Source organism: Trinickia sp. (assembly GCF_036503415.1).
In the GTDB taxonomy this organism is placed as follows: Bacteria; Pseudomonadota; Gammaproteobacteria; order Burkholderiales; family Burkholderiaceae; genus Trinickia.
Map to the genome: position 1 here is coordinate 20,684 of NZ_DASXWY010000211.1, position 22,113 is coordinate 42,796.

The 22,113-nt window shown below is 65.6% G+C and carries 23 protein-coding genes; 7 read left to right on the forward strand and 16 right to left on the reverse strand.

The window, feature by feature from the left end; all coding sequences use genetic code 11:
• Positions 1-9: 9 nt before the first annotated feature.
• From VGL01_RS24425 to VGL01_RS24480, 12 genes are all read right to left on the reverse strand, one after another.
• A complete protein-coding gene (locus VGL01_RS24425) occupies positions 10-1,074 on the reverse strand; it encodes a MucB/RseB C-terminal domain-containing protein (protein WP_331573993.1) in 1,065 nt (354 codons plus the stop codon).
• Positions 1,075-1,078: 4 nt separating this feature from the next.
• Positions 1,079-1,693: a sigma-E factor negative regulatory protein gene (locus VGL01_RS24430; RefSeq protein WP_331573995.1), complete on the reverse strand. Its 615-nt coding sequence runs from the start codon at positions 1,691-1,693 to the stop codon at positions 1,079-1,081.
• Between the two features lie 79 nt (positions 1,694-1,772).
• Positions 1,773-2,372, reverse strand: a complete 600-nt coding sequence (gene rpoE / locus VGL01_RS24435; RefSeq protein ID WP_173258364.1) for an RNA polymerase sigma factor RpoE — start codon at positions 2,370-2,372, stop codon at positions 1,773-1,775.
• 100 nt (positions 2,373-2,472) lie between these two features.
• Positions 2,473-2,937: a hypothetical protein gene (locus VGL01_RS24440; RefSeq protein ID WP_331573996.1), complete on the reverse strand. Its 465-nt coding sequence runs from the start codon at positions 2,935-2,937 to the stop codon at positions 2,473-2,475.
• A 15-nt stretch (positions 2,938-2,952) separates the two neighbouring features.
• Entirely contained in the window at positions 2,953-4,191 is a 1,239-nt protein-coding gene (fabF, locus tag VGL01_RS24445; protein ID WP_331573998.1) for a beta-ketoacyl-ACP synthase II, read from the reverse strand.
• A gap of 155 nt (positions 4,192-4,346) precedes the next feature.
• A complete protein-coding gene (gene acpP / locus VGL01_RS24450) occupies positions 4,347-4,586 on the reverse strand; it encodes an acyl carrier protein (protein WP_004197638.1) in 240 nt (79 codons plus the stop codon).
• 155 nt (positions 4,587-4,741) lie between these two features.
• Positions 4,742-5,491 carry a 3-oxoacyl-ACP reductase FabG gene (gene fabG / locus VGL01_RS24455; protein ID WP_331574000.1) on the reverse strand — a complete coding sequence of 250 codons (750 nt, stop codon included), beginning with the start codon at positions 5,489-5,491 and terminating at the stop codon, positions 4,742-4,744.
• 134 nt (positions 5,492-5,625) lie between these two features.
• On the reverse strand, positions 5,626-6,564 hold the full coding sequence (gene fabD, locus VGL01_RS24460) for an ACP S-malonyltransferase (protein ID WP_331574002.1): 939 nt from the start codon (positions 6,562-6,564) through the stop codon (positions 5,626-5,628).
• 105 nt (positions 6,565-6,669) lie between these two features.
• Positions 6,670-7,659 carry a beta-ketoacyl-ACP synthase III gene (locus VGL01_RS24465; protein WP_331574004.1) on the reverse strand — a complete coding sequence of 330 codons (990 nt, stop codon included), beginning with the start codon at positions 7,657-7,659 and terminating at the stop codon, positions 6,670-6,672.
• Positions 7,659-8,762, reverse strand: coding sequence for a phosphate acyltransferase PlsX (gene plsX / locus VGL01_RS24470; RefSeq protein WP_173258374.1), 1,104 nt, complete (start codon positions 8,760-8,762; stop codon positions 7,659-7,661). The genes VGL01_RS24465 and plsX overlap by 1 nt, the downstream gene beginning before the upstream one ends.
• A gap of 195 nt (positions 8,763-8,957) precedes the next feature.
• Positions 8,958-9,137, reverse strand: a complete 180-nt coding sequence (gene rpmF, locus VGL01_RS24475; protein ID WP_007741736.1) for a 50S ribosomal protein L32 — start codon at positions 9,135-9,137, stop codon at positions 8,958-8,960.
• 117 nt (positions 9,138-9,254) lie between these two features.
• Positions 9,255-9,920, reverse strand: coding sequence for a DUF177 domain-containing protein (locus VGL01_RS24480; RefSeq protein ID WP_331574006.1), 666 nt, complete (start codon positions 9,918-9,920; stop codon positions 9,255-9,257).
• 98 nt (positions 9,921-10,018) lie between these two features.
• On the opposite strand from VGL01_RS24480, the gene VGL01_RS24485 reads away from it, so the two are divergent.
• Positions 10,019-10,666, forward strand: a complete 648-nt coding sequence (locus VGL01_RS24485; protein WP_331574008.1) for a Maf-like protein — start codon at positions 10,019-10,021, stop codon at positions 10,664-10,666.
• Entirely contained in the window at positions 10,663-11,382 is a 720-nt protein-coding gene (locus VGL01_RS24490) for an SAM-dependent methyltransferase (RefSeq protein ID WP_331574010.1), read from the forward strand. The genes VGL01_RS24485 and VGL01_RS24490 overlap by 4 nt, the downstream gene beginning before the upstream one ends.
• 25 nt (positions 11,383-11,407) lie before the next feature.
• Here the strand turns inward: VGL01_RS24490 and VGL01_RS24495 are convergent, their stop codons facing one another.
• The 4 genes from VGL01_RS24495 to VGL01_RS24510 all read right to left on the reverse strand — a co-directional run bounded on the left by VGL01_RS24495 (position 11,408) and on the right by VGL01_RS24510 (position 14,580).
• Positions 11,408-12,427, reverse strand: a complete 1,020-nt coding sequence (locus VGL01_RS24495; RefSeq protein ID WP_331574012.1) for a S49 family peptidase — start codon at positions 12,425-12,427, stop codon at positions 11,408-11,410.
• 74 nt (positions 12,428-12,501) lie between these two features.
• On the reverse strand, positions 12,502-12,918 hold the full coding sequence (locus VGL01_RS24500; protein WP_331574014.1) for a Rieske (2Fe-2S) protein: 417 nt from the start codon (positions 12,916-12,918) through the stop codon (positions 12,502-12,504).
• Complete coding sequence (locus tag VGL01_RS24505) at positions 12,915-13,574, reverse strand: HAD-IA family hydrolase (RefSeq protein WP_331574016.1); 660 nt, start codon at positions 13,572-13,574, stop codon at positions 12,915-12,917. The genes VGL01_RS24500 and VGL01_RS24505 overlap by 4 nt, the downstream gene beginning before the upstream one ends.
• Positions 13,555-14,580 carry an RluA family pseudouridine synthase gene (locus tag VGL01_RS24510; protein WP_331574018.1) on the reverse strand — a complete coding sequence of 342 codons (1,026 nt, stop codon included), beginning with the start codon at positions 14,578-14,580 and terminating at the stop codon, positions 13,555-13,557. The genes VGL01_RS24505 and VGL01_RS24510 overlap by 20 nt, the downstream gene beginning before the upstream one ends.
• A gap of 727 nt (positions 14,581-15,307) precedes the next feature.
• Here VGL01_RS24510 and VGL01_RS24515 point away from each other — a divergent pair.
• From VGL01_RS24515 to VGL01_RS24535, 5 genes are all read left to right on the forward strand, one after another.
• Positions 15,308-18,421, forward strand: coding sequence for an Rne/Rng family ribonuclease (locus VGL01_RS24515; protein ID WP_331574020.1), 3,114 nt, complete (start codon positions 15,308-15,310; stop codon positions 18,419-18,421).
• Between the two features lie 182 nt (positions 18,422-18,603).
• Positions 18,604-19,713 (forward strand): GTP 3',8-cyclase MoaA, encoded by a 1,110-nt coding sequence (moaA, locus tag VGL01_RS24520; RefSeq protein ID WP_331574022.1) that lies wholly within the window; start codon positions 18,604-18,606, stop codon positions 19,711-19,713.
• A gap of 7 nt (positions 19,714-19,720) precedes the next feature.
• The gene (mobA, locus tag VGL01_RS24525) at positions 19,721-20,347 is read left to right on the forward strand and encodes a molybdenum cofactor guanylyltransferase MobA (protein ID WP_414720342.1); all 627 of its coding nucleotides are present in this window, start codon (positions 19,721-19,723) and stop codon (positions 20,345-20,347) included.
• Between the two features lie 125 nt (positions 20,348-20,472).
• Entirely contained in the window at positions 20,473-21,777 is a 1,305-nt protein-coding gene (glp, locus tag VGL01_RS24530; protein ID WP_331574024.1) for a gephyrin-like molybdotransferase Glp, read from the forward strand.
• Positions 21,778-21,819: 42 nt separating this feature from the next.
• Positions 21,820-22,095, forward strand: a complete 276-nt coding sequence (locus tag VGL01_RS24535; protein WP_173258395.1) for a hypothetical protein — start codon at positions 21,820-21,822, stop codon at positions 22,093-22,095.
• Positions 22,096-22,113 lie beyond the last annotated feature (18 nt).

Consider the following 22,113-nt stretch of genomic DNA (forward strand, 5'->3'; position numbering starts at 1 on the left):
ACCGAAGTGTTACTTGCCCGGGTATTTTATGGCAGAGGCAAAGAGCTGCAGTGTGCCTTGCGGAACCTCGCCGAGCAAGGTGATCCAGTAATCCCCGTGCCGCGTGACGAGCACATGCGTCGCGCCGCTCGCGCCGGCTCCCTCCTTGCGCGAGCTTTTCTCGACCGGTTCGACGAAAACGGACACCGTCGCGAGGCCATCCGAAAACACTGCCTGATCGACCGGAATCGGCGGCGCGCCGGCTTCGCGGGCCGCCATCGGCCGCCGCAACTCGCGAATCTTGCGAAAACCCGGTACTTCGGGACCGAACCGCCAGCCTTGCGCCTCCATATCGACGGGCTGCAACGGGGGGCGAACGAGCGTCCAGCCCGCCGTATTACGGATGCCCGCCGCAATCGGCGCCTTGTTGACCGGTACGCCGATGCGCAACTGCGTGAACGATATCTGCTCGAGGACCTGCGCGCTCGCGTCGAGCGTCTGGGCCCGCAGCAAAAGCCCCGTCTTCGCATCGGTCCAGAACTTGTAGGCAAAGCGATAGGCGTCCTTGGGGTCGAGCTCGATCACTTGCGCATCGATGCCGGCAACCCGATCGGGGCCCAGCAGCTTCGGCTCGTAAGTCGCCAGCACCTGCTGGCCACTTTCGCTCAGCAAAGCCGGGAACGAATCCTTGTTCTGGCGCTGTTCGAGGATGCAAAGATGGCGTTCCGGGACGAACGTGTAGAGGCTGTCGTCGTGGCGCAGAAGTTTGCGCGGCTTGCCGTCGAGGCTTTCGAGCGACTCGAACTCGCCGTCGCCGCGCGTCGCATAGTGCGCGATACGCGAAGACTGGACGAACGTGCCGCGCTGATAAACGAACACGCCCTCGTAATTTTCCTGCTGCGCCGCGCGCGGAATCCTGTCGAGCCAGGCCGCGGCGCGCTCGTGGACGGCGGCCGCGGTGGCGGAGTCGGAGGCTGGGGCCGTCCCGGTCTGCGCGAATGCCCCTGGCGCCACCGGCAACAACACAGCCACGGAAAACAATGCGACGCGCCGCCGCGCCGAGGCGGCAAGACGCCCTGCTCGCGAGGTCGGCATCAGTTTATTGACCTTGCGTCGTCATCGCGGCGGCGCGAATGAACGGAGCCGAACCCGGCACCATCGGCTGCTGCGCGAACTGCTGGTGCGCCTCGAGGTATTGGTCGAGCCCTGCATCGCGAATGATGTTGCCGTCGGAGCCGGCCGGGCCGCCCGCAGCGGCCACTTGAAGCGCGGCATCGTGGTGGGCAGGCTGAGCGGCCATCTGCACTGCGGCGTGCGGTGCATCCGCGCGCTGCAGCTGAGGCAGCACGATCCAGCTCAGCGTCGCTGCAGCGGCGGCCACGGCGAGCCCCGGAATCACGCGGCGCTTCACTGCCCGCAGCGCCGATGCACGCGCGCCAGCCGCGGCGGGTGCCAGCACATGCGGTTCGGCTTCGAGCCGGGCCGCGAAACCGCGCAAAAAGTTGCTGCTCGCGACCGGATGCACAGCCAGGTCATCCGAGCGCAACGCATCACCGATGAGGTGGTACTCGGACCACGCGGCGCGCTCGGCGCCGCTCAGCTCCGCAAGAAATTCGCCGATATGCCCGGGCCCACCGGCCCATTCACCATCCACAACGGCAGATAGATGCTCGCTGCGCGAGCCCACTTGCGATTGCATCGAGACCGACCCCATGACGCTCCCCATCTCACAAACACCCCGTAATCTACCTACCCATGTCCGCCGCCACGCCGGTACTTCAAGCGCGCCGGTTCTACCAGCGCCTTCCTTCCGGCGTATCCAGCAACGGACGCAATTTTGCCGCAATCGCCTCGCGTGCGCGAAAAATACGCGAACGCACGGTGCCGATCGGGCACCCCATCATTTCGGCGATTTCCTCGTAACTCAAGCCTTCGATCTCGCGCAGTGTAATCGCCACGCGCAATTCCTCCGGCAGCAGCGCCATCGCGGCGTTGACCGTCTGGGCGATCTGCTTGCTCATCAACATCGACTCGGGCGTGTTGATATCCCTTAGTTGATCGGCGTCCGAGAAAGTTTCAGCCTCTTCCGCGTCAGCTTCGGTCGAAGTGGGGGCGCGCCGGCTTTGCGTCGCCAGATAGTTCTTGGCCGTGTTCACCGCGATGCGGTAGAGCCAGGTATAGAAGGCCGACTCGCCGCGGAATTGCGGCAAGGCACGATAGGCCTTGATGAACGCGTCCTGAGCGACATCCTCGACCTCGGCGGGATCGCGCACGAGGCGCGAGATCAGCCGAATGATCTTGCGATGGTATTTGGCGACCAGGAGTTCGAACGCGGCTTTATCGCCCTTTTGCACGCGCTCGACCAGCACCTGGTCAATTTCTTTTTCGCTCACTGAATGGGTCCGTTTGCCTGGAAAGATGCGCTTCGCGGGAGCGCTATTGTAGCGTCCCCATCAACGCGGCATGCCGCATCTGTAACGGCCGTTACTGTCTTTACAGATGGTGATGCGCGGCGTTGCGCGCCCGCACGGCCAGCGAGCGGAACGTCTCGGCATCGAGCGAATCCGCTGCGACGACGAGCGATGCCGCCCGGGTTCGCCCCTCCGGCCGGATGGCGACGACGAGCAGGCGGTTCGCCCACTGAGTGCAGCCCACGATGGGGCCACGCACAAGAGTATGCCCCCGGCGATCGTAGGCGGCGATCGAGTCGGACTCGATACCGAGCGCGACGACCCGCCCCCACAGCTGCGCACGCGCCACGAGCATCAGCGCGGCGTAGCACGCCAGGGATAGTACGAGCCCGGCAGCGGCGCCCGCGAGCGGTGCCAGCATCGCATAAAGGCCGAACGCGGCGACCGAGGCGAACCCGAGCGTTGCCGCGAGGAGTGCAGACGAACGTCGCAACGCAACGACCGCTGACGGCGAATACGCCGCCAGCGTAGCGCGACTATCGGCCAATGGCTCGCCGATCGCTTACACCCGCTTGAACACGAGCGTACCGTTGGTACCGCCGAACCCGAACGAGTTCTTCAGCGCCACGTCGATCTTCGCATCGCGCGCCGTATTGGCGCAGTAATCGAGATCGCACTCGGGGTCCTGGTTGAAGAGATTGATCGTCGGCGGCGACACCTGATGATGCACGGCGAGCGCCGTGAAGACCGACTCGAGCCCGCCCGAACCGCCGAGCAGATGGCCCGTCATCGACTTCGTCGAATTGACGATCACGCGCTTGGCCTGCTCGCCGAGCGCCCGCTTGATACCGGTCGTTTCGGCGATATCGCCGAGCGGCGTGGACGTGCCGTGCGCGTTGACGTAGTTGACTTCGTCGGCATTGACGCCGGCATTGCGCAGCGCGGCCTGCATGCAGCGGCGCGCGCCGTCGCCGTCTTCGAGCGGCGCCGTCATGTGATAAGCGTCCGCACTCATCCCGTAGCCGGCGACTTCCGCATAGATCTTCGCCCCGCGCGCCTTCGCGTGCTCGTACTCCTCGAGCACCATGACACCGGCGCCTTCACCGAGCACGAAACCGTCGCGATCCTTGTCCCACGGACGGCTCGCCGTGGCGGGATCGTCGTTGCGCTGCGAGAGCGCACGCGCGGCCGCAAAGCCGCCGATGCCGAGCGGAGAGACCGTCGCTTCCGCGCCGCCCGCCAGCATGATGTCGGCATCGCCGTACTCGATGAGGCGCGAAGCCTCGCCGATGCAGTGCAGGCCTGTCGTGCAGGCGGTGACGAGCGCCAGGTTCGGGCCCTTCAGGCCGAACCTCATCGACAGATGCCCCGAGATCATATTGATGATCGAAGCCGGCACGAAGAACGGCGAAATACGCCGCGGGCCGCGATTGAGCAGCTCCGTCTGCGTGACTTCGATCAGCGGCAACCCGCCGATGCCCGAACCGACGACGACGCCGAAACGCTCGGCGTTCGCCTCCGTCACCTCGAGGCCGCTGTCTTGCATCGCCTGAACCCCGGCCGCCATGCCGTAATGGATGAACGTATCCATATGGCGGGCCTCTTTGGCCGGCATGTAGTCCTCGACGTTGAAACCCTTCACTTCGCCGGCGAAGCGGGTCGAGAAGTTCGCAGCGTCGAACTTCGTGATGGTGGCGATGCCGGACTTGCCGGCCACCAGATTGGCCCACCCGTCGGCGACATTATTGCCAACAGGCGACACCAGCCCCAGGCCAGTAACGACAACACGACGGCGGCTCACGATAACCCCTTTTTCATAAATGACAAAAGCAAAAGCCACAGCGGCCACAGGGACCTGCCCCTGTGAGCCCTGTGGCTATGAATTCGGCACCCGCTTAGGCATCAGATGCGACTCGCGCGTCGGACGCGGGCAGTGCGGGAAGTATGCGACAGGCCTTAGGCCTTGACGTTGGCGCGCGCGTAATCGATCGCTTGTTGGACCGTCGTGATCTTTTCCGCTTCCTCGTCGGGAATTTCCATGCCGAATTCGTCTTCGAGTGCCATGACGAGTTCGACCGTGTCGAGCGAGTCCGCGCCGAGGTCATTCACGAACGAGGCTTCGTTCTTGATTTCGGCTTCCGCGACGCCCAGTTGTTCGGCGACGATCTTCTTGACGCGCTGTTCGATGTTGTCCATTACCCCTCCGAGGGAAAAAAGTTCAAAAATCCAAGTGCGCGCATTTTATCAGGTTTGCTCTGGCAAAAAAGCGCGCGCAAGACTAGCCGATGGGCCGCGCCGAAGGCGCCTTTTAGAGTCGGAGCCACCAAGGCGCGGATGGTACCTGAATTCGGTTACGACATATACATGCCGCCGTTGACGTGCAGCGTCGTGCCCGTGATGTAGCCCGCGAACGGCGAGGCCAGGAACGCCACCGCATGGGCGATGTCTTCGGGGCTGCCGAGCCGTCCGAGCGGAATCTGGGTCTTGAGCGCCGTTTGCTGCTCCTCGGGCAGCACCTTCGTCATGTCGGTGTCGATGAAGCCCGGCGCCACGCAGTTGACCGTGATGCCGCGGCTGCCGATCTCGCGCGCGAGCGCACGCGTCATGCCCGCCACGCCGGCCTTGGCCGCCGCATAGTTCACCTGTCCGGGATTGCCCGCCGAGCCGACCACCGAGGTGATATTGATGATGCGACCGCCACGCGCCTTCATCATCGGTCGCAATACCGCGCGCGACAACCGGAAGACGGCTTTCAGGTTCGTGTCGATCACGGCGTCCCACTCGTCGTCCTTCATCCGCATGGCCAGTTGATCCTGCGTGATGCCTGCATTGTTGACGAGCACGTTCAGCGCACCGAATTCCTTGACCGTGGCATCGATGAGCGCATCGACCGCCGCCGCGTCGCGCACATCCAATACCGCACCGCGCCCGGCGACGCCCGCAGCCGCAAATGCTTCGTCGATGCCCTTCGCACCGGCTTCGCTCGTGGCGGTGCCGATTACCGTGGCGCCTTGCCGCGCGAGCTCCAGCGCAATGGCGCGCCCGATGCCGCGCGAGGCGCCCGTGACGAGGGCGGTCTGTTTGTCGAGTGCTTTTTCCATGTTCTATCCGAGTAATCCGCCCGCATCGGCGCTCGGCTCATGCCGCGCCCGGACGTTGGATCTGTATCGCAAAAATGGGTGAACGGTACGCGCCGCTCGCGCGCGGGGCAGCGCCGCCCCGTCCCTGCCGCCGCTTAACCGGCGACGAGCTTGAGCGTCTCTTCGAGCGAGGCCGGATCGACGATTGCGCCGCCGACGAGGTTGCCATCGATGCGCTTCGTCAGGCCGGCCAGCACTTTGCCGGGGCCGCATTCGATGACGTGCGTCGCGCCCCCCTTGGCGATCGCCTGCACGCATTCGACCCAGCGGACGGGTCCGGCCGCCTGGCGCACGAGCGCATCCTTGATCGCGGCGGGCTCCATGGCCGTGGCGACATCGACATTGTTCATGACGGGGATTTGCGGGACGCTCACTTCCACGCTGGCGAGGTACTCGCGCAGCCGATCGGAAGCGGGCTTGAGCAACGACGAGTGAAACGGCGCGGACACCGGCAATGGCAATGCGCGTTTTGCGCCCTTCGCTTTGGCCAGCTCACAGGCTTTTTCGATGGCGGCCTTGTGACCGGCGATCACGACCTGTGCCGGTGCATTGAAGTTCACGGCCTCCACGACACCTGCGCTTTGCGCGGCCGCTTCGGCACAGACCGCGCGAACCGTGTCGTCATCGAGACCGAGAATGGCGGCCATGCCGCCGACCCCGACGGGCACCGCCGTTTGCATTGCCTGCGCGCGAAAGCGCACGAGCGGAACGGCATCGCGAAAGGCGAGCGCGCCGGCCGCGACGAGCGCCGTGTACTCGCCGAGACTATGGCCCGCCACGATTGCCGGAACCGCCCCCCCCGCGTCGCGCCAGGCACGATAGATCGCATAGGCGGCGCTCAGCATGACGGGCTGGGTATTCGTCGTCAGATTCAATTCATCCGCCGGGCCGTCCGCGATCAGCTTGCCGAGGTCCTGCCCGAGCGCGTCGGACGCTTCCTGGAGCGTCTCACGCACGACCGCGCGATCGGCGAACGCGTTCAACATGCCGACAGCTTGAGAACCTTGTCCCGGAAAAACAAACGCAAATTTCATATCGTCCCCAGTTGCCGAGGTCATAAGGGATGCGCGCGAGGCATGGCAGAGCGCGCCAGAGGCTTGGTTCGAGCGCCGCAGCCGAATACCGCGGCCCCCCCCGCGTCAGTAGCGGATAACGGACGCGCCCCAGGTGAAGCCGCCGCCCACGCCTTCGATCAGAACCGTCTGACCGCGCTTGATGCGCCCGTCGCGCACGGCGAGGTCGAGCGCGAGTGGAATCGACGCGGCGGAGGTATTGCCGTGCTCGCCGACGGTCACGACCATGCGTTCCAGCGGCAGACGCAGCTTGCGGCACGTGCTGGTCATGATACGGATATTGGCCTGGTGCGGAATTAGCCAATCGACCTGGTCGGGCGACAGATGCGCCTTCTCGAGCGCCTCCACGGCAACTTTTTCGAGCACATGCACGGCGAGCTTGAATACGGCTTGACCATCCATATGGAGAAAGGCGTTACCCGCCACGGCGCCGCCGTTGACATGCCCAGGGACACAGAGGATGTCCGCGTGGCTGCCGTCGGCATGCAACGCGCTGGCGAGCACACCGGGCTCTTCCGATGCGGACAGAATCACGGCACCGGCGCCATCGCCGAACAGCACGCAGGTGGTGCGGTCGTCGAAGTCCAGAATGCGCGAAAACGTCTCGGCACCGACCACGAGCGCCGTGCGATGCTGACCGCTGCGGATGAGTGCGTCGACGGTGGCAAGCGCATACGCGAAACCGGAGCAGACGGCCTGGACGTCGAACGCGGCGCCGTTGTTCTTGATTTGCAGCTTGTTTTGCAACAAGCACGCCGTGCTCGGAAAAACGAAATCGGGCGTGGACGTGGCCACGACGATGAGATCGATCGACTGCGGATCGATATCGGCTGCTTCGATGGCGCGCAGCGATGCCGCGAGGGCGAGATCGCTAGTCGTTTGATCGGGCGCGGCGAAGTGGCGCGCGTGGATGCCCGTGCGCGCGACGATCCATTCGTCGCTGGTCTCCACACCATGCTCGGCGAGACGCTCCGCCAGGTCCTGATTCGTGACGCGGTTGGCCGGCAGATAACTGCCGGTGCCGAGCACGCGGGAATAGATTGTCGATTGGGCCATTATGCTTTCGAAGATACCGCAGCGTAGGGCTCGGCCGAGCGGCCTGGAGCGTTCGCGGAGCCGGCGCCGCCCGCATCGCGCGCGGCCTGCTCGAGCGGGTAGGCGTTTTCTTCCATCGCGCGCGCGAGGCGTTCGAGGACGCCATTTTTGACGGCATCATACCCCCGTTTGATAGCCCACTCAAACGCGTAGGCATCCGCCGAGCCGTGGCTCTTGATCACGAGACCGCGCAGACCGAGCAACGCCGCACCGTTGTACTGCCGATGATCGACACGCTTTTTGAAACGCAGCAGCACCGGCAGCGCGAGCAACGCCATCAATTTCGTGAGCAGCGAGCGGCCAAATTCTTCGCGAATGATTTCGGAGAGCATCTGGGCGAGCCCCTCCGACGTCTTCAGCGCGACATTGCCGACAAAACCGTCGCAGACGATCACGTCGGTCGTGCCCTTGTAGATATCGTTGCCTTCGACGTTGCCGTAGAAGTTGAGCGTGCTCGCCCGCAGCAGTTCGCCCGCGCGCTTGATCGTTTCGTTGCCCTTGATGACCTCTTCGCCGATATTGAGCAGCCCGATCGTCGGCCGCTCCTTGCCTTCGAGCGCCGAGACGAGCGCGTGTCCCATTTCGGCGAACTGCAGCAGGTGCTGCGGCTCGCAATCGACGTTCGCGCCGAGGTCCAGCATCATCGTGTAGCCATGCGGGTTGGGCAGCGCCGACGCGATCGCCGGCCGCTCGATGCCCGCGAGCGTCTTCAGCACGTAACGCGACACAGCCATCAGCGCGCCCGTGTTGCCGGCCGACACGCAGGCCTGCGCCGCCTCCTCTTTCACGAGGTTGAGCGCGACGCGCATCGACGAATCTTTCTTTTTGCGCAGCGCGACTTCGACGGGATCGTCCATGGCGACGACTTCCGATGCCGCGACGACGGACAGGGCGTCGAGATCCTGTGCCTTGAGCTTCTTCAGTTGAGCGCGGATCGGGGCTTCGAGGCCGACGAGCACGAGGTGGGCGTCGGCATGCGAGCGAACGAAGCTGACGGCAGCGGGAACGGTCACGGACGGGCCGTGATCGCCACCCATGCAATCGATCGTGAGCTTTATGGTCATTGACTGCGGCGAATTTCAGGCGCGGTGCATGAAACTGGAGTCGGCACGCAAAGCGCGCGCATTCCAGTCGACGCAAAAAAGCGGCAGTTGAATGCCGCCTTTTCGTTGAACCGGGAAAATGTCAGACAAGCGGTCCGACAAGCCGCCGGCCACGCGATGCGCGACCGAGCCGGACAAGCATCGCACCAATCGCGATTAGTCGTTTTTCGTCTTGACGACTTTCTTGCCGCGGTAGTAGCCATTCGGGCTGACGTGGTGACGCAGATGCACCTCGCCCGTGCTCGGTTCGACAGCGAGCGGCGCTGCATTCAGGAAATCGTGCGAGCGGTGCATGCCGCGCTTCGACGGCGACTTCTTGTTTTGCTGAACTGCCATGGTAACTCCTAAAAATTTTCGGGATTCTAACACAGCGCAACAGGCGCAATGCCACTGGCCATCAGGCCGGGCCCTCGCGTGCTGCCGCGCGTTCCACTCATGCGCCGCACGGTACGGTCAGTGCGTATTGCCGCCCGTACCGCCGTCGCGCTTCAATGCTTCGAGCGCCGCAAACGGATTCGGCTTGCCGCCTTCGCCGTCTTTGCCACCCTCGCCTTCATCCGACGATTGCTCGCCCGCCTCGCCCGCCAATTCCCCGCCGGCTCCGGAGCTCAAGCTCTCGTGTACCTGCGGACATACGTCGTGCTTGGGAACGAGCGGCAACGACAGCAACAGTTCCTCTTCGATCAAATCGACGAGATCGAACTGGCGCGAGCCAACGATCACGTCGAGTTCATCGTCATCGAGCGGATAAGCCTCGGCCTCTTCCTCGGTCTCGACGAGCCGATAAGTGGCATCGACATCGAACGACTGCTCGTACGGCGCGAGGCAACGCTGACATTCGAGCCAGGCCGAACCGTGCACCGCCAGCCGCAAATACGGCTGCGGGGCCTCACTGCCGTCGTCCTGCAGTTCCGGTTGCGTCGAACCCTCGGCTTGCCAGGTGAACGACGCCTCCCGCTCGCGGGCATCGGCCGGCACCTCGTTCGACAACCGCGGCAATTGCGATATCCGCAAACCGCCAGCGGCCTGCCGCCCGCTTCGCGCGAATTCGAATACGTCGAGCGCGCGCGGATCCACGACGCCGCCTGCACCGCCTGATTTACCAGCCTGCTGAGTCATGAACACGCTCCTCGGCCGAAGGCGCGAACTGGCCGTGAAAAGCCAGCTAGAATAATGCTTTTGCCGTTTCCCGTCAAATACTTAACAGGTCACCCCGGATGTCGATTCGATCCGCCCAGCTGCCGCGCCTCATTCTCGCTTCGAGCTCGCCCTATCGCCGCGCGCTGCTCGAGCGGCTGCGCATCCCGTTCGAGGTGGCCGCGCCGTCACTCGACGAAACGCCTCATCCCGGAGAAGCACCGGCCGCCACGGCGCTGCGGCTCGCCGAGGCCAAGGCCCGCGCCGTCGCCGCGCGCGCAGCCGATGCCCCTGACTCGCCGGGGGCGGCCGGCATGCTCGTCATCGGCTCCGATCAGGTCGCCACGTTCGACGGACGCCAGATCGGCAAGCCCGGCGGCCACGAGGCTGCGCTCGCTCAATTGAAAGAGATGCGTGGGCGCACCGTCGAATTCCATAGTGCGCTCACGCTGTTCGACGCCGCGCGCGACATCGTCCAGATCGAGGACGTCGTCACGCGCGTACGCTTTCGCGACTTGCCGCAAGAGGAGCTCGAGGCCTACTTGCTTGCCGAGACGCCATACGATGTCGCCGGCAGCGCGAAAGCCGAAGGGCTCGGCATCGCACTCGTCGACGCCATCGACTCCGACGACCCGACTGCGCTCGTCGGCCTGCCGCTGATCGCACTCACCCGCATGCTGCGAACCGCCGGCTATCCGCTTTTCGGCACCGCGCGAGGTGTGCAATGAGCGGCACCCTCTATTTGATTCCGAACGCATTGGGCGACGGCGACGCCACCGCGCTCGCGACCGTCCTTCCGGCCAGTGTCATTGCGCGCACCGCGCAACTGCGCTACTTCATCGGCGAAAACGCGAAAACGACGCGCGCGTTTCTGAAGCGCGTCGGTACCGAGCGCCCGATACAGGAGATCGAGATTCGCGAGCTGAACGTCAACACGCCGGCCGCCGGCATCGAGCAATTGCTCGCCCCCGTGCTCGCGGGCGCCGACGCGGGCCTCGTCTCGGAGGCAGGGTGTCCCGCGGTCGCGGACCCGGGTGCGCTGCTGGTGCGCCGCGCGCACGAGCGCGGCATCAAGGTCGTCCCGCTCGTCGGACCGAGTTCGATCCTGCTTGCGCTGATGGCATCGGGCCTCGACGGTCAGCGTTTCGCCTTTCACGGATACCTGCCGGTCGATGCCGGCGAACGAACGCGCAAGCTGCGCGAGCTCGAAGCGCACTCGCGCAAGGCCAGGGAAACGCAGATATTCATCGAGACGCCGTACCGCAATCGCGCCCTGCTCGACGCGATACTGGCCGGCTGCGCGCCGTCGACGCTCGTCGCCGTTGCCGTCGACCTGACGCTCGAGACCGAAACGATCGTGAGCCGGCCCGTATCGGCCTGGAAAAAGGCCGGGGCGCCCGAACTGCACAAGCGGCCCGCCATCTTTCTGATGCTCGCGACCTGAACGGGCCGCGAGCAAGGCGGCGCTATCAGCGCAGCGATACACCGGCACCCGCCAGCGCGTGCACGGCTGCGGCACCGAAGGCGGTGCCGAATTTGCGCGCGATCCGATCGGAAATGCTCTCCTTCACCGTGTAATCGACGACGCGCGGCGCCTTGATGACGTCGCGCGCGACGTAACCCGTATCGCCAATGCCGTCCGCCAGGCCGAGCTCGACGCTCTTTTCGCCGGTCCAAAAGAGCCCCGAGAACAGATCGGGCGTCTCGTGCAGCCGCTTGCCACGGCCTTCGCGCACGGCATCGATGAACTGCCGGTGGATCGCGTCGAGCATCACTTGCGCGTGCTCGTTCATGGCGGGCGTTTCGGGCGAGAACGGATCGAAAAAGCCCTTGTTGGCGCCCGACGTATGCAGGCGCCGCTGGATGCCCAGCTTGTCCATCAACCCTGTAAAGCCGAAACCGTCCATCAACACGCCGATCGAGCCGACGATACTTGCACGGTCGACGTAGATCTTGTCCGCCGCCGCGGCGATGTAATAACCGCCCGATGCGCACATGTCCCCCACGACGACATACAGCGGGATCGACGGGTATTTCGACCGCAAACGGCGAATCTCGCGGTTGATCATGCCTGCTTGCACGGGCGAGCCGCCGGGACTGTTGATCTGGAGCACGACACCTGCCGTGTCCGTGTCTTCGAAGGCCCGGCGCAACGACGTGGCGACGTCTTCGGCGTTGGCGTTCTTGTCCGAGGCGATTTCGCCGTCGATCCTGACGAGCGCGGTGTGGCGGCCAGCCACCGCGACCTTTTCGCCCGGCACGTCGAACAAGGCGAATGCGATGAGCGCCAGCACGAACAGAAACGCGAAGCGGAAAAAGATCCGCCAGCGCCGCGCGGCCCGCTGCTCCCGAACGGCGGCGAGCGCCACGCGCTCGAGGACGGCGCGCTCCCAGTTGGGCTCGCGCGAAGGCGGCGTCTGCGGCGTGGGTGCGGCGCCGGAGGGGCGATCGGCGTTCTCGCCGGATTCAGGAGTCAAATTGTCGGTCATGCTCGATGATGAATCGCCGCGGAGGAAAGGAAGTGAATGACGGTGGGAACCGATGCCCGGCCCCGCTTTGTACCCTACTCGGGAGCCGGACGAAGCGATTCGTCCGGAAGCCAGAATACCGCCCGGCCATCGGGCGTTTCGCGCTCTTCGACCGTCACGGGCCGCAAGCGGCCGCCGCGGCACGGCCCGCCGACGCAGCGCCCGCTATCCGGCGCATAGATGGCGCCATGGGTGGCGCACATCAAGTATAAGCCTGACGATTCGAAGAACTGGCCCTCGACCCAGTCGAGCTCCATCGGTACATGCGCGCACTGATTCAGGTATCCGTAGACGACCTCGCCGAAGCGCACGAAAAAAACCACCGCGTCCTGGCCGTCGTAGCGCGCCGCAACCCGCACGCCCGCCCCGCCATCGACGAGCGCGCCCGAAGCGCACACGCGCACCGCCTCGGGGCCCTCGGCCCGACCGCCCTGCGGCCGAGCGTCGCTCATGCGTGCTCCCTGAGCCAAGCGGCCAGCGTCGCCACGCTGTCGGCCACGAACCGCGGCGCGAGCGCCTCGAGCGCATCGGCCCGATGCGCGCCGTAAGCCACGCCGATGCCTGCCGTTCCGGCGTTTTGCGCCATCTGCAGATCGTGCGTCGTATCGCCGATCATGACCGTGCGCGCGAGATCCTGCCCCAATTCGCGCGTCAACTCATGCAGCATGGCCGGGTGCGGCTTCGAGAACGTCTCGTCCGCGCAACGCGTGCCGTCGAACATCCGCAAGAGGCCCGCGCCGTCGAGCGCGCGATTCAGCCCGACCCGGCTCTTGCCGGTGGCCACCGCGAGCAGATAGCCCGCATCGCGCAACTCTTCCAGCAACTCGCGCACCCCATCGAAAAGCGCGATCTGCGCGTCTTTGAGCAGGAAGTGATAGCGGTAGCGCTCGGCCAGACGCGGATACCCGCTCGGGTCGAGCGTCGGCGCCGCAATTTGCAGCGCGTCGCGCAACCCGAGTCCGATCACGTAGCTCGCCGCCTCGTCGGCCGGCACGGGCAGCCCGAGATCGCGGCAGGCCGCCTGGATGCTGCGCGTGATATGCGCGGTGGAATCCATCAGCGTGCCGTCCCAATCGAAAACGATCAGGTCAAAGAGTTCTCGGGCCATCGGCTCGCGCCTCGTCGGTCGATTCGTTCAGTTGATCCAGAAAACGCCGGCATTGCGCGGGCAATGGCGCCTCGAACGTCAGCGGCTCGCCTGTGACCGGATGCAGGAGACTCAAGCGGTGTGCGTGCAAAAACATGCGTTTGAGGCCCGGACGGGCGTCCGCGCGCGCCAGCGCCTTGTTCAGCGCAAAATCGCCGTACTTCGCATCGCCGACGATCGGCAAGCCGAGATGCGCGAGATGCACACGAATCTGGTGCGTGCGCCCCGTTTTCAGCTCCGCTTCGACGAGCGCATATCCGGGCCACCGCTCGACGAGATTGAGCACGGTATGTGACGCAAGCCCATCCGGATCGACACGCACGCGACGCTCGCCGTCCGCCGTCAGGTATTTGGTGAGCGCGACCTTGACCGCGCGCCGCTGCCCCCAATCTGGCGCCCATTCGCCGTGCGCGCAGGCGTAATAGCGCTTGTCCATGCGGTTCTCGCGAATCTGTTCGTGCAAGCCGACGAGCGCGACACGCTTTTTCGCGAGCATCAGCACGCCCGAGGTTTCGCGATCGAGCCGGTGCACGAGTTCGAGAAACTTGCCGAGCGGCCGCGCCTCGCGCATTTGCTCGATGACGCCGAACGCGACGCCGCTGCCCCCGTGCACCGCCACCCCGGCCGGTTTGTCGATGACGAGAAGGTATTCGTCTTCGAACAGCACCGGAAACTCGGCGGCCGGCGCCGCCGGTACGAATGCGGCCGCCTCGCTCAGCGCGACGCGAATCGGGGGCACGCGGACGAGATCGCCCGTGACGAGACGATATTTCGCGTCGACACGCCCCTTGTTGACCCGCACTTCCCCGCTGCGCAGGATCCGGTAAATGTGACTTTTCGGCACCCCTTTGCAGACTTTCAGCAAAAAATTGTCGATCCGCTGGCCGGCAACGCCGTCATCCACCTGTATGATCGAGACTTGGTCGCTCGCGACCAATTTCTGGGATATTTTGCCTAACTCATTCATTCTGAATATAATTTGCCCCAGCAGCCTGCGGCTGCCGGCGTGTTGGCCGGCGAATCCGGCGAGCTGCGCGGGGGCGAAGCGAGAAGCTGCTATTTTACTTGCTTGGCGGTACCCCAGGGCGCGTTGCTTGCCCTTTCAAAAGTAGCAACGAGTTGCACGCACGGAATTGGCGAGCGGCAAGGACGGCGCCCGCAGGCGCGTTCGGTCGCAGCCGGTTCCGACGGTAACGGAAGGTTGGTAAAAAAGAATTCATCAGGCGAGCCTCGGTATCGGACGATGTCGTAGGTCACGAGGCTCCCGATTGCGAAAACTACGGCGAGCGCCCGCGAGCGTTCCGCGAAGAGCGGAGCTTTTGGCGACGTCAATACTGGCGAGACATCCCGCGCGGCTGTCGAGCGTCATACGGGCTTCGTGCCGCGTCGCTGACGACGCGGCACCGCTCCGGCCGGCAGGCGTGCGCCGCACGCCACGAGCCGCGGCACGCGAGGCACTGCGACGCAAAGCGCGCCCTGTGCATCGCCGTTATTTGAAGCCGTGTTCGCATGCGCCCGGCGGTTCGCGGCCCATTGGACCCGCAGCGAACCCCATCCAGGCAATTCTCCCCGCCATCGTTCCTGCTCCAGCGTGCTTGTGACAACAAAACGAAGACGCGGCGCGCCTTCGCGAATGCGGTCGCGGCTCCATGCCTCGCCCGCCCTCGCCGGCCAAGCCGCTCTGGAGCCGTTCAATGAAACGCATGCTGTTCAATGCGACGCAGCAGGAAGAACTGCGCGTCGCCATCGTCGATGGGCAAAAGCTCATCGATATCGATATCGAGACCGCCGGGCGCGAACAGCGCAAAGGCAACATCTACAAAGGCATCGTCACCCGGATCGAGCCGTCGCTCGAAGCCTGCTTCGTCAACTACGGCGAAGACCGCCACGGCTTCCTGCCGTTCAAGGAGGTCGCCCGTCAGTACTTCCGCGACGGCGTGGAAATGCGCTCGGCGCGCATCCAGGATGCCCTGCGCGAAGGTCAGGAGTTGATCGTCCAGGTCGAAAAGGAGGAGCGCGGCAACAAGGGCGCGGCCCTGACCACGTTCATTTCGCTGGCCGGCCGCTATCTGGTCCTCATGCCGAACAACCCTCGCGGCGGCGGCGTGTCGCGCCGAATCGAGGGCGACGATCGCCAGGAACTGCGCGAAACGATGGCGCAGTTGCAACTGCCCGACGGCATGAGCATCATCGCGCGCACGGCCGGCATCGGCCGCAGCGCCGAAGAGCTGCAATGGGATCTGAACTATCTGATGCAGCTGTGGCGCGCGATCGAAGCCGCCTCGCAAAGCGGCCAGACCGGCCAGCCCATGCTGATCTACCTCGAATCGAGCCTCGTCATCCGCGCGATTCGCGACTATTTCCAGCCCGATATCGGCGAAATACTGATCGATACGACCGAAATCCACGATCAGGCCCGCGCCTTCATGGATATCGTCATGCCGGACAACGTCGGCAAGGTGAAGCGCTACCACGACGACGTTCCGCTCTTCTCGCGTTTTCAGATCGAGCACCAGATCGAAACGGCGTACTCGCGCACGGTGCCGCTGCCCTCGGGCGGCGCGATCGTGATCGACCACACCGAGGCGCTCGTCGCCATCGACGTCAACTCGGCGCGTGCCACCAAGGGCGCGGACATCGAGGAGACGGCCACGCGCACGAACCTCGAAGCGGCCGACGAAGTGGCCCGGCAGTTGCGTCTGCGCGATCTGGGCGGCCTCATCGTCATCGATTTCATCGACATGGAATCGGCCAAGAGCCAACGCGAAGTCGAACAGCGGCTCAAGGATGCCCTCAAGCACGACCGCGCCCGTGTGCAAATGGGCAAGATTTCGCGCTTCGGCCTCATGGAGCTGTCCCGCCAGCGCCTGCGCCCGGCGCTGTCCGAGGGTAGCCACGTCACCTGCCCGCGTTGCAACGGCACCGGCCACATCCGCGATACCGAATCGTCGGCCCTTCAGGTGCTGCGCATCATCCAGGAAGAGGCGATGAAGGAAAACACCGCGGCGATTCATTGCCAGGTGCCCGTGGAGGTCACGGCGTTTCTGCTCAACGAGAAGCGTCAGGAAATCAACAAGATCGAATCGCGCTTCAAGGTCAACGTCGTCCTCATTCCGAACAAGCATCTCGATACGCCGCATTACAAGCTCGAGCGCCTGCGCCATGACGACGCCCGCCTCGACGATCCGCGCGCTTCATGGAAAATGGCCGAAGAAGCCGCGCGCGAGCTCGAATCGGAGACCGGTTACAGCAAGCGCAGCGAAGACCTCAAGCCCAAACAGGAAGCGGCTGTCAAAGGCATTACGCCCGAGAAGCCGGCGCCGAGCGCGCCCACCCGTCCGGTACCTGTCGCGCAGCCCGTCATCGCACCCGCGCGCACAGGCGGCGGCGGATTCTTCGGCTGGCTCAAGGGACTGTTCGGCGCTGCGCCGGCTGCTCCGGCGCCCGCCACCCCGGAACCCGTGCAACAGCCGAAGCCCGCGCGCGAGCGCAGCGAGCGTAGCGGCGGCGAGCGTGGCAGAAACAACCGTCGTGGCGGCGCGGGAGGCCGAGACGGCGCAGCACGCGCCGAAGGGACAGGCGCGCGCCAGCAAGCCGCGGGGCAACGCCGCGACGAGCAGTCGCCGCCGCGCGAGCCGCGCGAAGGTCGCGGCCAGCGCGAGCAACGCGAAGGCCGGGAAGGTCGGGAGGCCCGCGATGGCCGCGAGCGCGCGCAGGAGCGTACCGAACAAGGTGCCGAAACGACCGCACGCGCCGAACGGCAAGAACGCGGCGAGCGCCGGGAGAGGCCCGAACGCGGTGAACGGCCGGAACGCGGCGAGCGCCGCAAACCGCTGACCGAAATCGCACCCGAGACGGTCCTGCGCCCCGAGGCGCCTGTCGTCGAAGCCGGAGCTTCAGCCGCGGCTACGGCGGGAGGACCCGTCGCTGCCGCCGAGCAGGATGCCGGTGCCGCCCGTGAAGGAGAAGAGCGTCGTCGCCGTCGCCGCGGCCGCCGCGGCGGGCGTCGCGAGCGCGAAGAAGATGGCGTGAACGTCACGCATGCGGCCGATGTCGCCGAAGCCGAGGGCGCCGTGGCCGAAGTCGCACCGCAAGCGCCGGCTACCGCTCATGCCGAGCCGGCCGCCGCAACGCACGCGGGCGATGCCGTCGTCACCCCCGTGCCGATGCAAGCAGCACCCGTCGCAACGCCGCTGCCGGAGACCGAAGCCCCCGCGGCGCCTGTCGAGGCGCGCGAGCCGACGCCGGCCATTCCCGCCGAGGCGCCGATTGCCGCCGCCGAGCCAGCGCCGGAGGTCGTACCGCACGCCGAGCCGCTGCCGGCCGCAGCCGAAGCTGCGCTCGAGCGCATTCCCGTCGAAGCCACCCCTGCTGCCCTCGGCGCGGTCGAGCAACCCGCAGCTGCCGCAGCCGAACCGGTGTCGGCGGTGTCAGGCGGCGCGCTGTCCGATCCGAACGTCGCCGCGAAGCTCGCGCCGACGCACGCCGAACCGGCAATCGAAACGCCCGCGGCAGCCGCTCAGCCGACTGCCGTGGCCGAAGAACCGGCACAGCGACAGGCAGCGGCCGAAACGACATCCGCAGCCGCGCCCGCCAAGCGGGCAAACGGTCTATCGGTGGGCGACCTGCAGCCGATGCTCGAATCGGCCGGCCTCGTCTGGGTCAGCACCGACGCCGAAAAACTGCGCAGCGCGCAGGAGGCGGCCGCGCGGATTGCTCCGCCCGCTCGAGCGCCGCGCGAGCGCAAGCCCCTGCCGCCCGTCGACACCACGCCGATGCAGCAGATCGAAACGCGCAAGTCCGAGTAATCCGAATCCGGTTGTTGTCCGGCCGCGCCAGCCCGCCTCCTCGAGGCGGGCTTTTTTGTGCCGACGGCGACCCGAAGCCCGGATCTCTCGGCTCGCCGATACCCGCAACACCGACCGGGCAAAACCGGCCGAATGTTGCGGGTTCGGCTAGAATGGCCTTCTGACCTTTTCCAGATTCGACCATGTCCCGCCGTATCATTCCCGTCGCCGATATCAGCGCGGTCCCCGATATCGCCGGCGCCGCGTTCGCGCCCCGCGGGACACTGACCGATGCACGCAGCCGTCCCATGCGCGATTTGCGCATATCGATCACCGACCGGTGCAATTTCCGCTGCGTCTACTGCATGCCGCGCGCCGTGTTCGACAAGGATTACCCGTTCCTGCCCCATAGCGCGTTGCTGACGTTCGAGGAAATCGAGCGTCTGGCGCGTATTTTTGTCGCCCACGGCGTCGAAAAGGTCCGGCTGACCGGCGGCGAGCCGCTTTTGCGCAAGAACATCGAATGGCTCATCGAACGGCTCGCGCGTATGAGTACGGCCAGCGGCCGGCCGCTCGACGTGACACTGACGACGAACGGCTCGCTGCTCGCGCGCAAAGCCCGTTCGCTCAGGGACGCCGGGCTCACGCGCGTCACGGTCAGTCTCGACGCGCTCGACGATGCGCTCTTCAAACGCATGAACGACGCCGACTTCGCGCCGTCGGCCGTCCTCGACGGCATTGCCGCCGCCGAGGCGAGCGGCCTCGCGCCGCTGAAGGTCAACATGGTCGTCAAACGCGGCACCAATGACGGTGAAATCCTCCCGATGGCCCGGCATTTCAAGGGCTCCGGTGTGGTGCTGCGCTTCATCGAATACATGGACGTCGGTACGTCCAACGGCTGGAACATGACCGAAGTGCTGCCTTCGGCCGAAGTCGTAGCGCGAATCGGCGAAGTCTTTCCGCTCGTTCCTCTCGAGCCGAATAGCGCGGCCGAAACGGCTCAACGCTGGGGTTACGCGGACGGCACGGGCGAAATCGGCGTCATTTCGAGCGTCACGCGGGCCTTTTGCGGTAGCTGCACACGGGCGCGGCTCTCGACCGAAGGCAAGCTGTACCTCTGTCTTTTCGCCTCATCGGGGCACGACCTGCGTGCGCTCGTGCGCAACGGATCGTCCGACGCCGATATTGCGACAGCCATCGCGCGTATCTGGCAAGCGCGCGAGGATCGCTACTCGCAGTTGCGAGGCAGCGGCGTGCCGGCCGGCCGCGACAACGATGCACCGCGCGTCGAAATGTCCTATATCGGCGGTTGATACCGCCATGGCTCGCATGGAGCGCTCACCCTCCTCCCTCGTCACCGGCCTGATCCTCGCGGGCGGGCGCGGTACACGCATGGGCGGCCTCGACAAGGGGCTGCAGCCGCTGCGCGGCGAACCGCTGGCGCTGCATGTCGCTAGACGCCTCGCACCGCAGGTCGGCGCGATGCTCATCAGTGCAAACCGTAACCTCGATGCCTATGCGTCGCTTGGCACGGCGTTTCAAGCGAACATCGTCAGCGACGCCAGCGGCGACTTCCCTGGCCCGCTCGCCGGCATACTGGCCGGACTGCGCGCGGCGCGCACGCCACTCGTTCTCGCGGTGCCCTGCGACGCGCCGAACCTGCCGTCCGATCTCGCCGAGTGTCTCGGCAAGGCGCTCGATGCCGCGTCAGCGGACATCGCCACCGTCATCACACGGGACGGCACCGGCCGAACCACGCTGCACCCCGTCTTCGCGTTGCTGCGCACATCGCTTGCCGACGACCTCTCAGCCCGGCTCGCGGCCGGGGAGCGCAAGGTTCGCGCGTGGTACGCGCGCCACAGGCACGTCGAAGTCGCATTTGCCGACGAGCACGCGTTTTACAATGCCAACTCCTTGCAGGAGCTCGCCGACCTCGAGCGTGCCTGATATCGAAGGTGTGGACCGGGCCAGGCATGCAAGCCGCCGGTACGCGCACCGCGCCGACGGCCGGGCTAGCCCAAAAAGAAGGACGTTCGCGGCCAATCGCAGATAATCGCCGCGTCCAATCATCGATGACCACCTCCGAAGACATTTCCCGCTGCGTCCCCGCACATGACGCCCAGGCACTGCCGGTCGCGCAGGCGCAAGCCATCGTGCGTCGCTGGGCGCAGCCGGTCGCCACGGCGGAGCGCGTTGCATTGCGCGCCTCGCTCGACCGCGTGCTGGCCGAAGATGTGATTTCCCCGATCGACGTGCCGTCGCACGACAACGCCGCCATGGACGGCTATGCGTTCGACGGCGCCGTCCTCGCCGATCCAGCCTCCGGTCCACCGGAGCTCGAACTCGAAGTCGCCGGGCAGGCGCTGGCCGGACATGCGTTCACTGGCCCCGTGGCGCGCGGTCAATGCGTGCGCATCATGACAGGCGCGCCGATTCCAGCCGGATGCGATACGGTCATCGCTCAGGAGCAAACCGTGCGCACCGGCGAGCGCATTGCCTTCGACGCACAGAAGATCTCCCGAGGCGCCAACTGCCGCCGCGCCGGCGAAGACCTGGCGCGCGGACGCGCCGCGCTCAGTGCGGGGCGTATCGTCCGCGCCGCCGATGTAGGTCTGCTTGCTTCGCTCGGCGTGGCGGAAGTCGCGGTGCATCGCCGGCTGCGCGTCGCTTTCTTTTCGACGGGCGACGAACTTCGCTCGGTAGGCGAGCCGCTCGATGCGGGATGCGTCTACGACAGCAACCGCTACACGCTCGGCGCGATGCTCGCGCGCCTGAATGTCGAGGCACTCGATCTCGGCATCGTACGCGACGAGCCGGCGGCGCTCGAAGCCGCATTGCGAAGTGCCGCGTCCTGTGCGGACGTGGTTCTGAGCTCGGGCGGCGTCTCCGTTGGCGATGCCGATTTCACGCGCCGCCTGTTCGAAACGCTGGGCGATGTGGGGTTCTGGCAACTCGCGATGCGCCCCGGACGTCCGCTCGCATTCGGCCGGCTCTGGCCCACACACCGGGACGACGATCTGCGCCCCGCGCTTTTTTTTGGCCTGCCGGGCAACCCCGTTGCCGTCATGGTGACGTTCTATCAATTCGTGCGCGAAGCGCTGCTGGCGATGTCGGGAGCGAAAGTCGACGCACCTTTGCAGTTGCGGGCGATCAGTTCGACATCGATCAAAAAACGCCCGGGCCGCACCGAATATCAGCGCGGCGTTGCGACACGCGCAGCCGACGGCACGTGGCTCGTCGCACCGACCGGCTCACAAGGCTCAGGCGTTTTGAGCTCGATGAGCCGAGCCAATTGCCTCATCGTGCTTGCGCACGAGCAAGGCGACGTCGCGGCCGGCACGCCAGTCGAGATCGTGCCCTTCGACGGCCTGATCTAATCGTCCAATCGAAAATATCGTCTCCAACGGGGCCTGCTCCACATGAAAAAACAAATCCTTTCGATCGCACCCGGTCAGACCGCCAAAGCGCTCATCCTCGTCTATCTCACCTTCAGCGTACCGATCGTGCTGCTCGGCATGCTCGTCGCGTTCATCAAGTACGGTTCCGTCGAACTGAGCACGATTTTCAGCGCGCTGCTGCTCAACGCGATCCTCGGCTTCGTACTGCTGTGGATCGCCTGCCACGCTTATAACTGGGTGGCCTCGCGTTTCGGCGGCATCGAGATCGTTCTGGCGGACGTGCCGGAAGAAGCCTGACGGCCATTGTCACGACCG

Excerpts from the sequence above, each read along its gene's own strand:
- VGL01_RS24425 (WP_331573993.1), bottom strand. The coding sequence starts at position 1,074 with ATGCCGACCTCGCGAGCAGGGCGTCTTGCCGCCTCGGCGCGGCGGCGC.
- VGL01_RS24430 (WP_331573995.1), bottom strand. The coding sequence starts at position 1,693 with ATGGGGTCGGTCTCGATGCAATCGCAAGTGGGCTCGCGCAGCGAGCAT.
- acpP (WP_004197638.1), bottom strand. The coding sequence starts at position 4,586 with ATGGACAACATCGAACAGCGCGTCAAGAAGATCGTCGCCGAACAACTG.
- fabG (WP_331574000.1), bottom strand. The coding sequence starts at position 5,491 with ATGGAAAAAGCACTCGACAAACAGACCGCCCTCGTCACGGGCGCCTCG.
- fabD (WP_331574002.1), bottom strand. The coding sequence starts at position 6,564 with ATGAAATTTGCGTTTGTTTTTCCGGGACAAGGTTCTCAAGCTGTCGGC.
- VGL01_RS24465 (WP_331574004.1), bottom strand. The coding sequence starts at position 7,659 with ATGGCCCAATCGACAATCTATTCCCGCGTGCTCGGCACCGGCAGTTAT.
- plsX (WP_173258374.1), bottom strand. The coding sequence starts at position 8,762 with ATGACCATAAAGCTCACGATCGATTGCATGGGTGGCGATCACGGCCCG.
- rpmF (WP_007741736.1), bottom strand. The coding sequence starts at position 9,137 with ATGGCAGTTCAGCAAAACAAGAAGTCGCCGTCGAAGCGCGGCATGCAC.
- VGL01_RS24480 (WP_331574006.1), bottom strand. The coding sequence starts at position 9,920 with ATGACTCAGCAGGCTGGTAAATCAGGCGGTGCAGGCGGCGTCGTGGAT.
- VGL01_RS24485 (WP_331574008.1), top strand. The coding sequence starts at position 10,019 with ATGTCGATTCGATCCGCCCAGCTGCCGCGCCTCATTCTCGCTTCGAGC.
- VGL01_RS24490 (WP_331574010.1), top strand. The coding sequence starts at position 10,663 with ATGAGCGGCACCCTCTATTTGATTCCGAACGCATTGGGCGACGGCGAC.
- VGL01_RS24495 (WP_331574012.1), bottom strand. The coding sequence starts at position 12,427 with ATGACCGACAATTTGACTCCTGAATCCGGCGAGAACGCCGATCGCCCC.
- VGL01_RS24500 (WP_331574014.1), bottom strand. The coding sequence starts at position 12,918 with ATGAGCGACGCTCGGCCGCAGGGCGGTCGGGCCGAGGGCCCCGAGGCG.
- VGL01_RS24505 (WP_331574016.1), bottom strand. The coding sequence starts at position 13,574 with ATGGCCCGAGAACTCTTTGACCTGATCGTTTTCGATTGGGACGGCACG.
- VGL01_RS24510 (WP_331574018.1), bottom strand. The coding sequence starts at position 14,580 with ATGAATGAGTTAGGCAAAATATCCCAGAAATTGGTCGCGAGCGACCAA.
- VGL01_RS24515 (WP_331574020.1), top strand. The coding sequence starts at position 15,308 with ATGAAACGCATGCTGTTCAATGCGACGCAGCAGGAAGAACTGCGCGTC.
- moaA (WP_331574022.1), top strand. The coding sequence starts at position 18,604 with ATGTCCCGCCGTATCATTCCCGTCGCCGATATCAGCGCGGTCCCCGAT.
- mobA (WP_414720342.1), top strand. The coding sequence starts at position 19,721 with ATGGCTCGCATGGAGCGCTCACCCTCCTCCCTCGTCACCGGCCTGATC.
- glp (WP_331574024.1), top strand. The coding sequence starts at position 20,473 with ATGACCACCTCCGAAGACATTTCCCGCTGCGTCCCCGCACATGACGCC.
- VGL01_RS24535 (WP_173258395.1), top strand. The coding sequence starts at position 21,820 with ATGAAAAAACAAATCCTTTCGATCGCACCCGGTCAGACCGCCAAAGCG.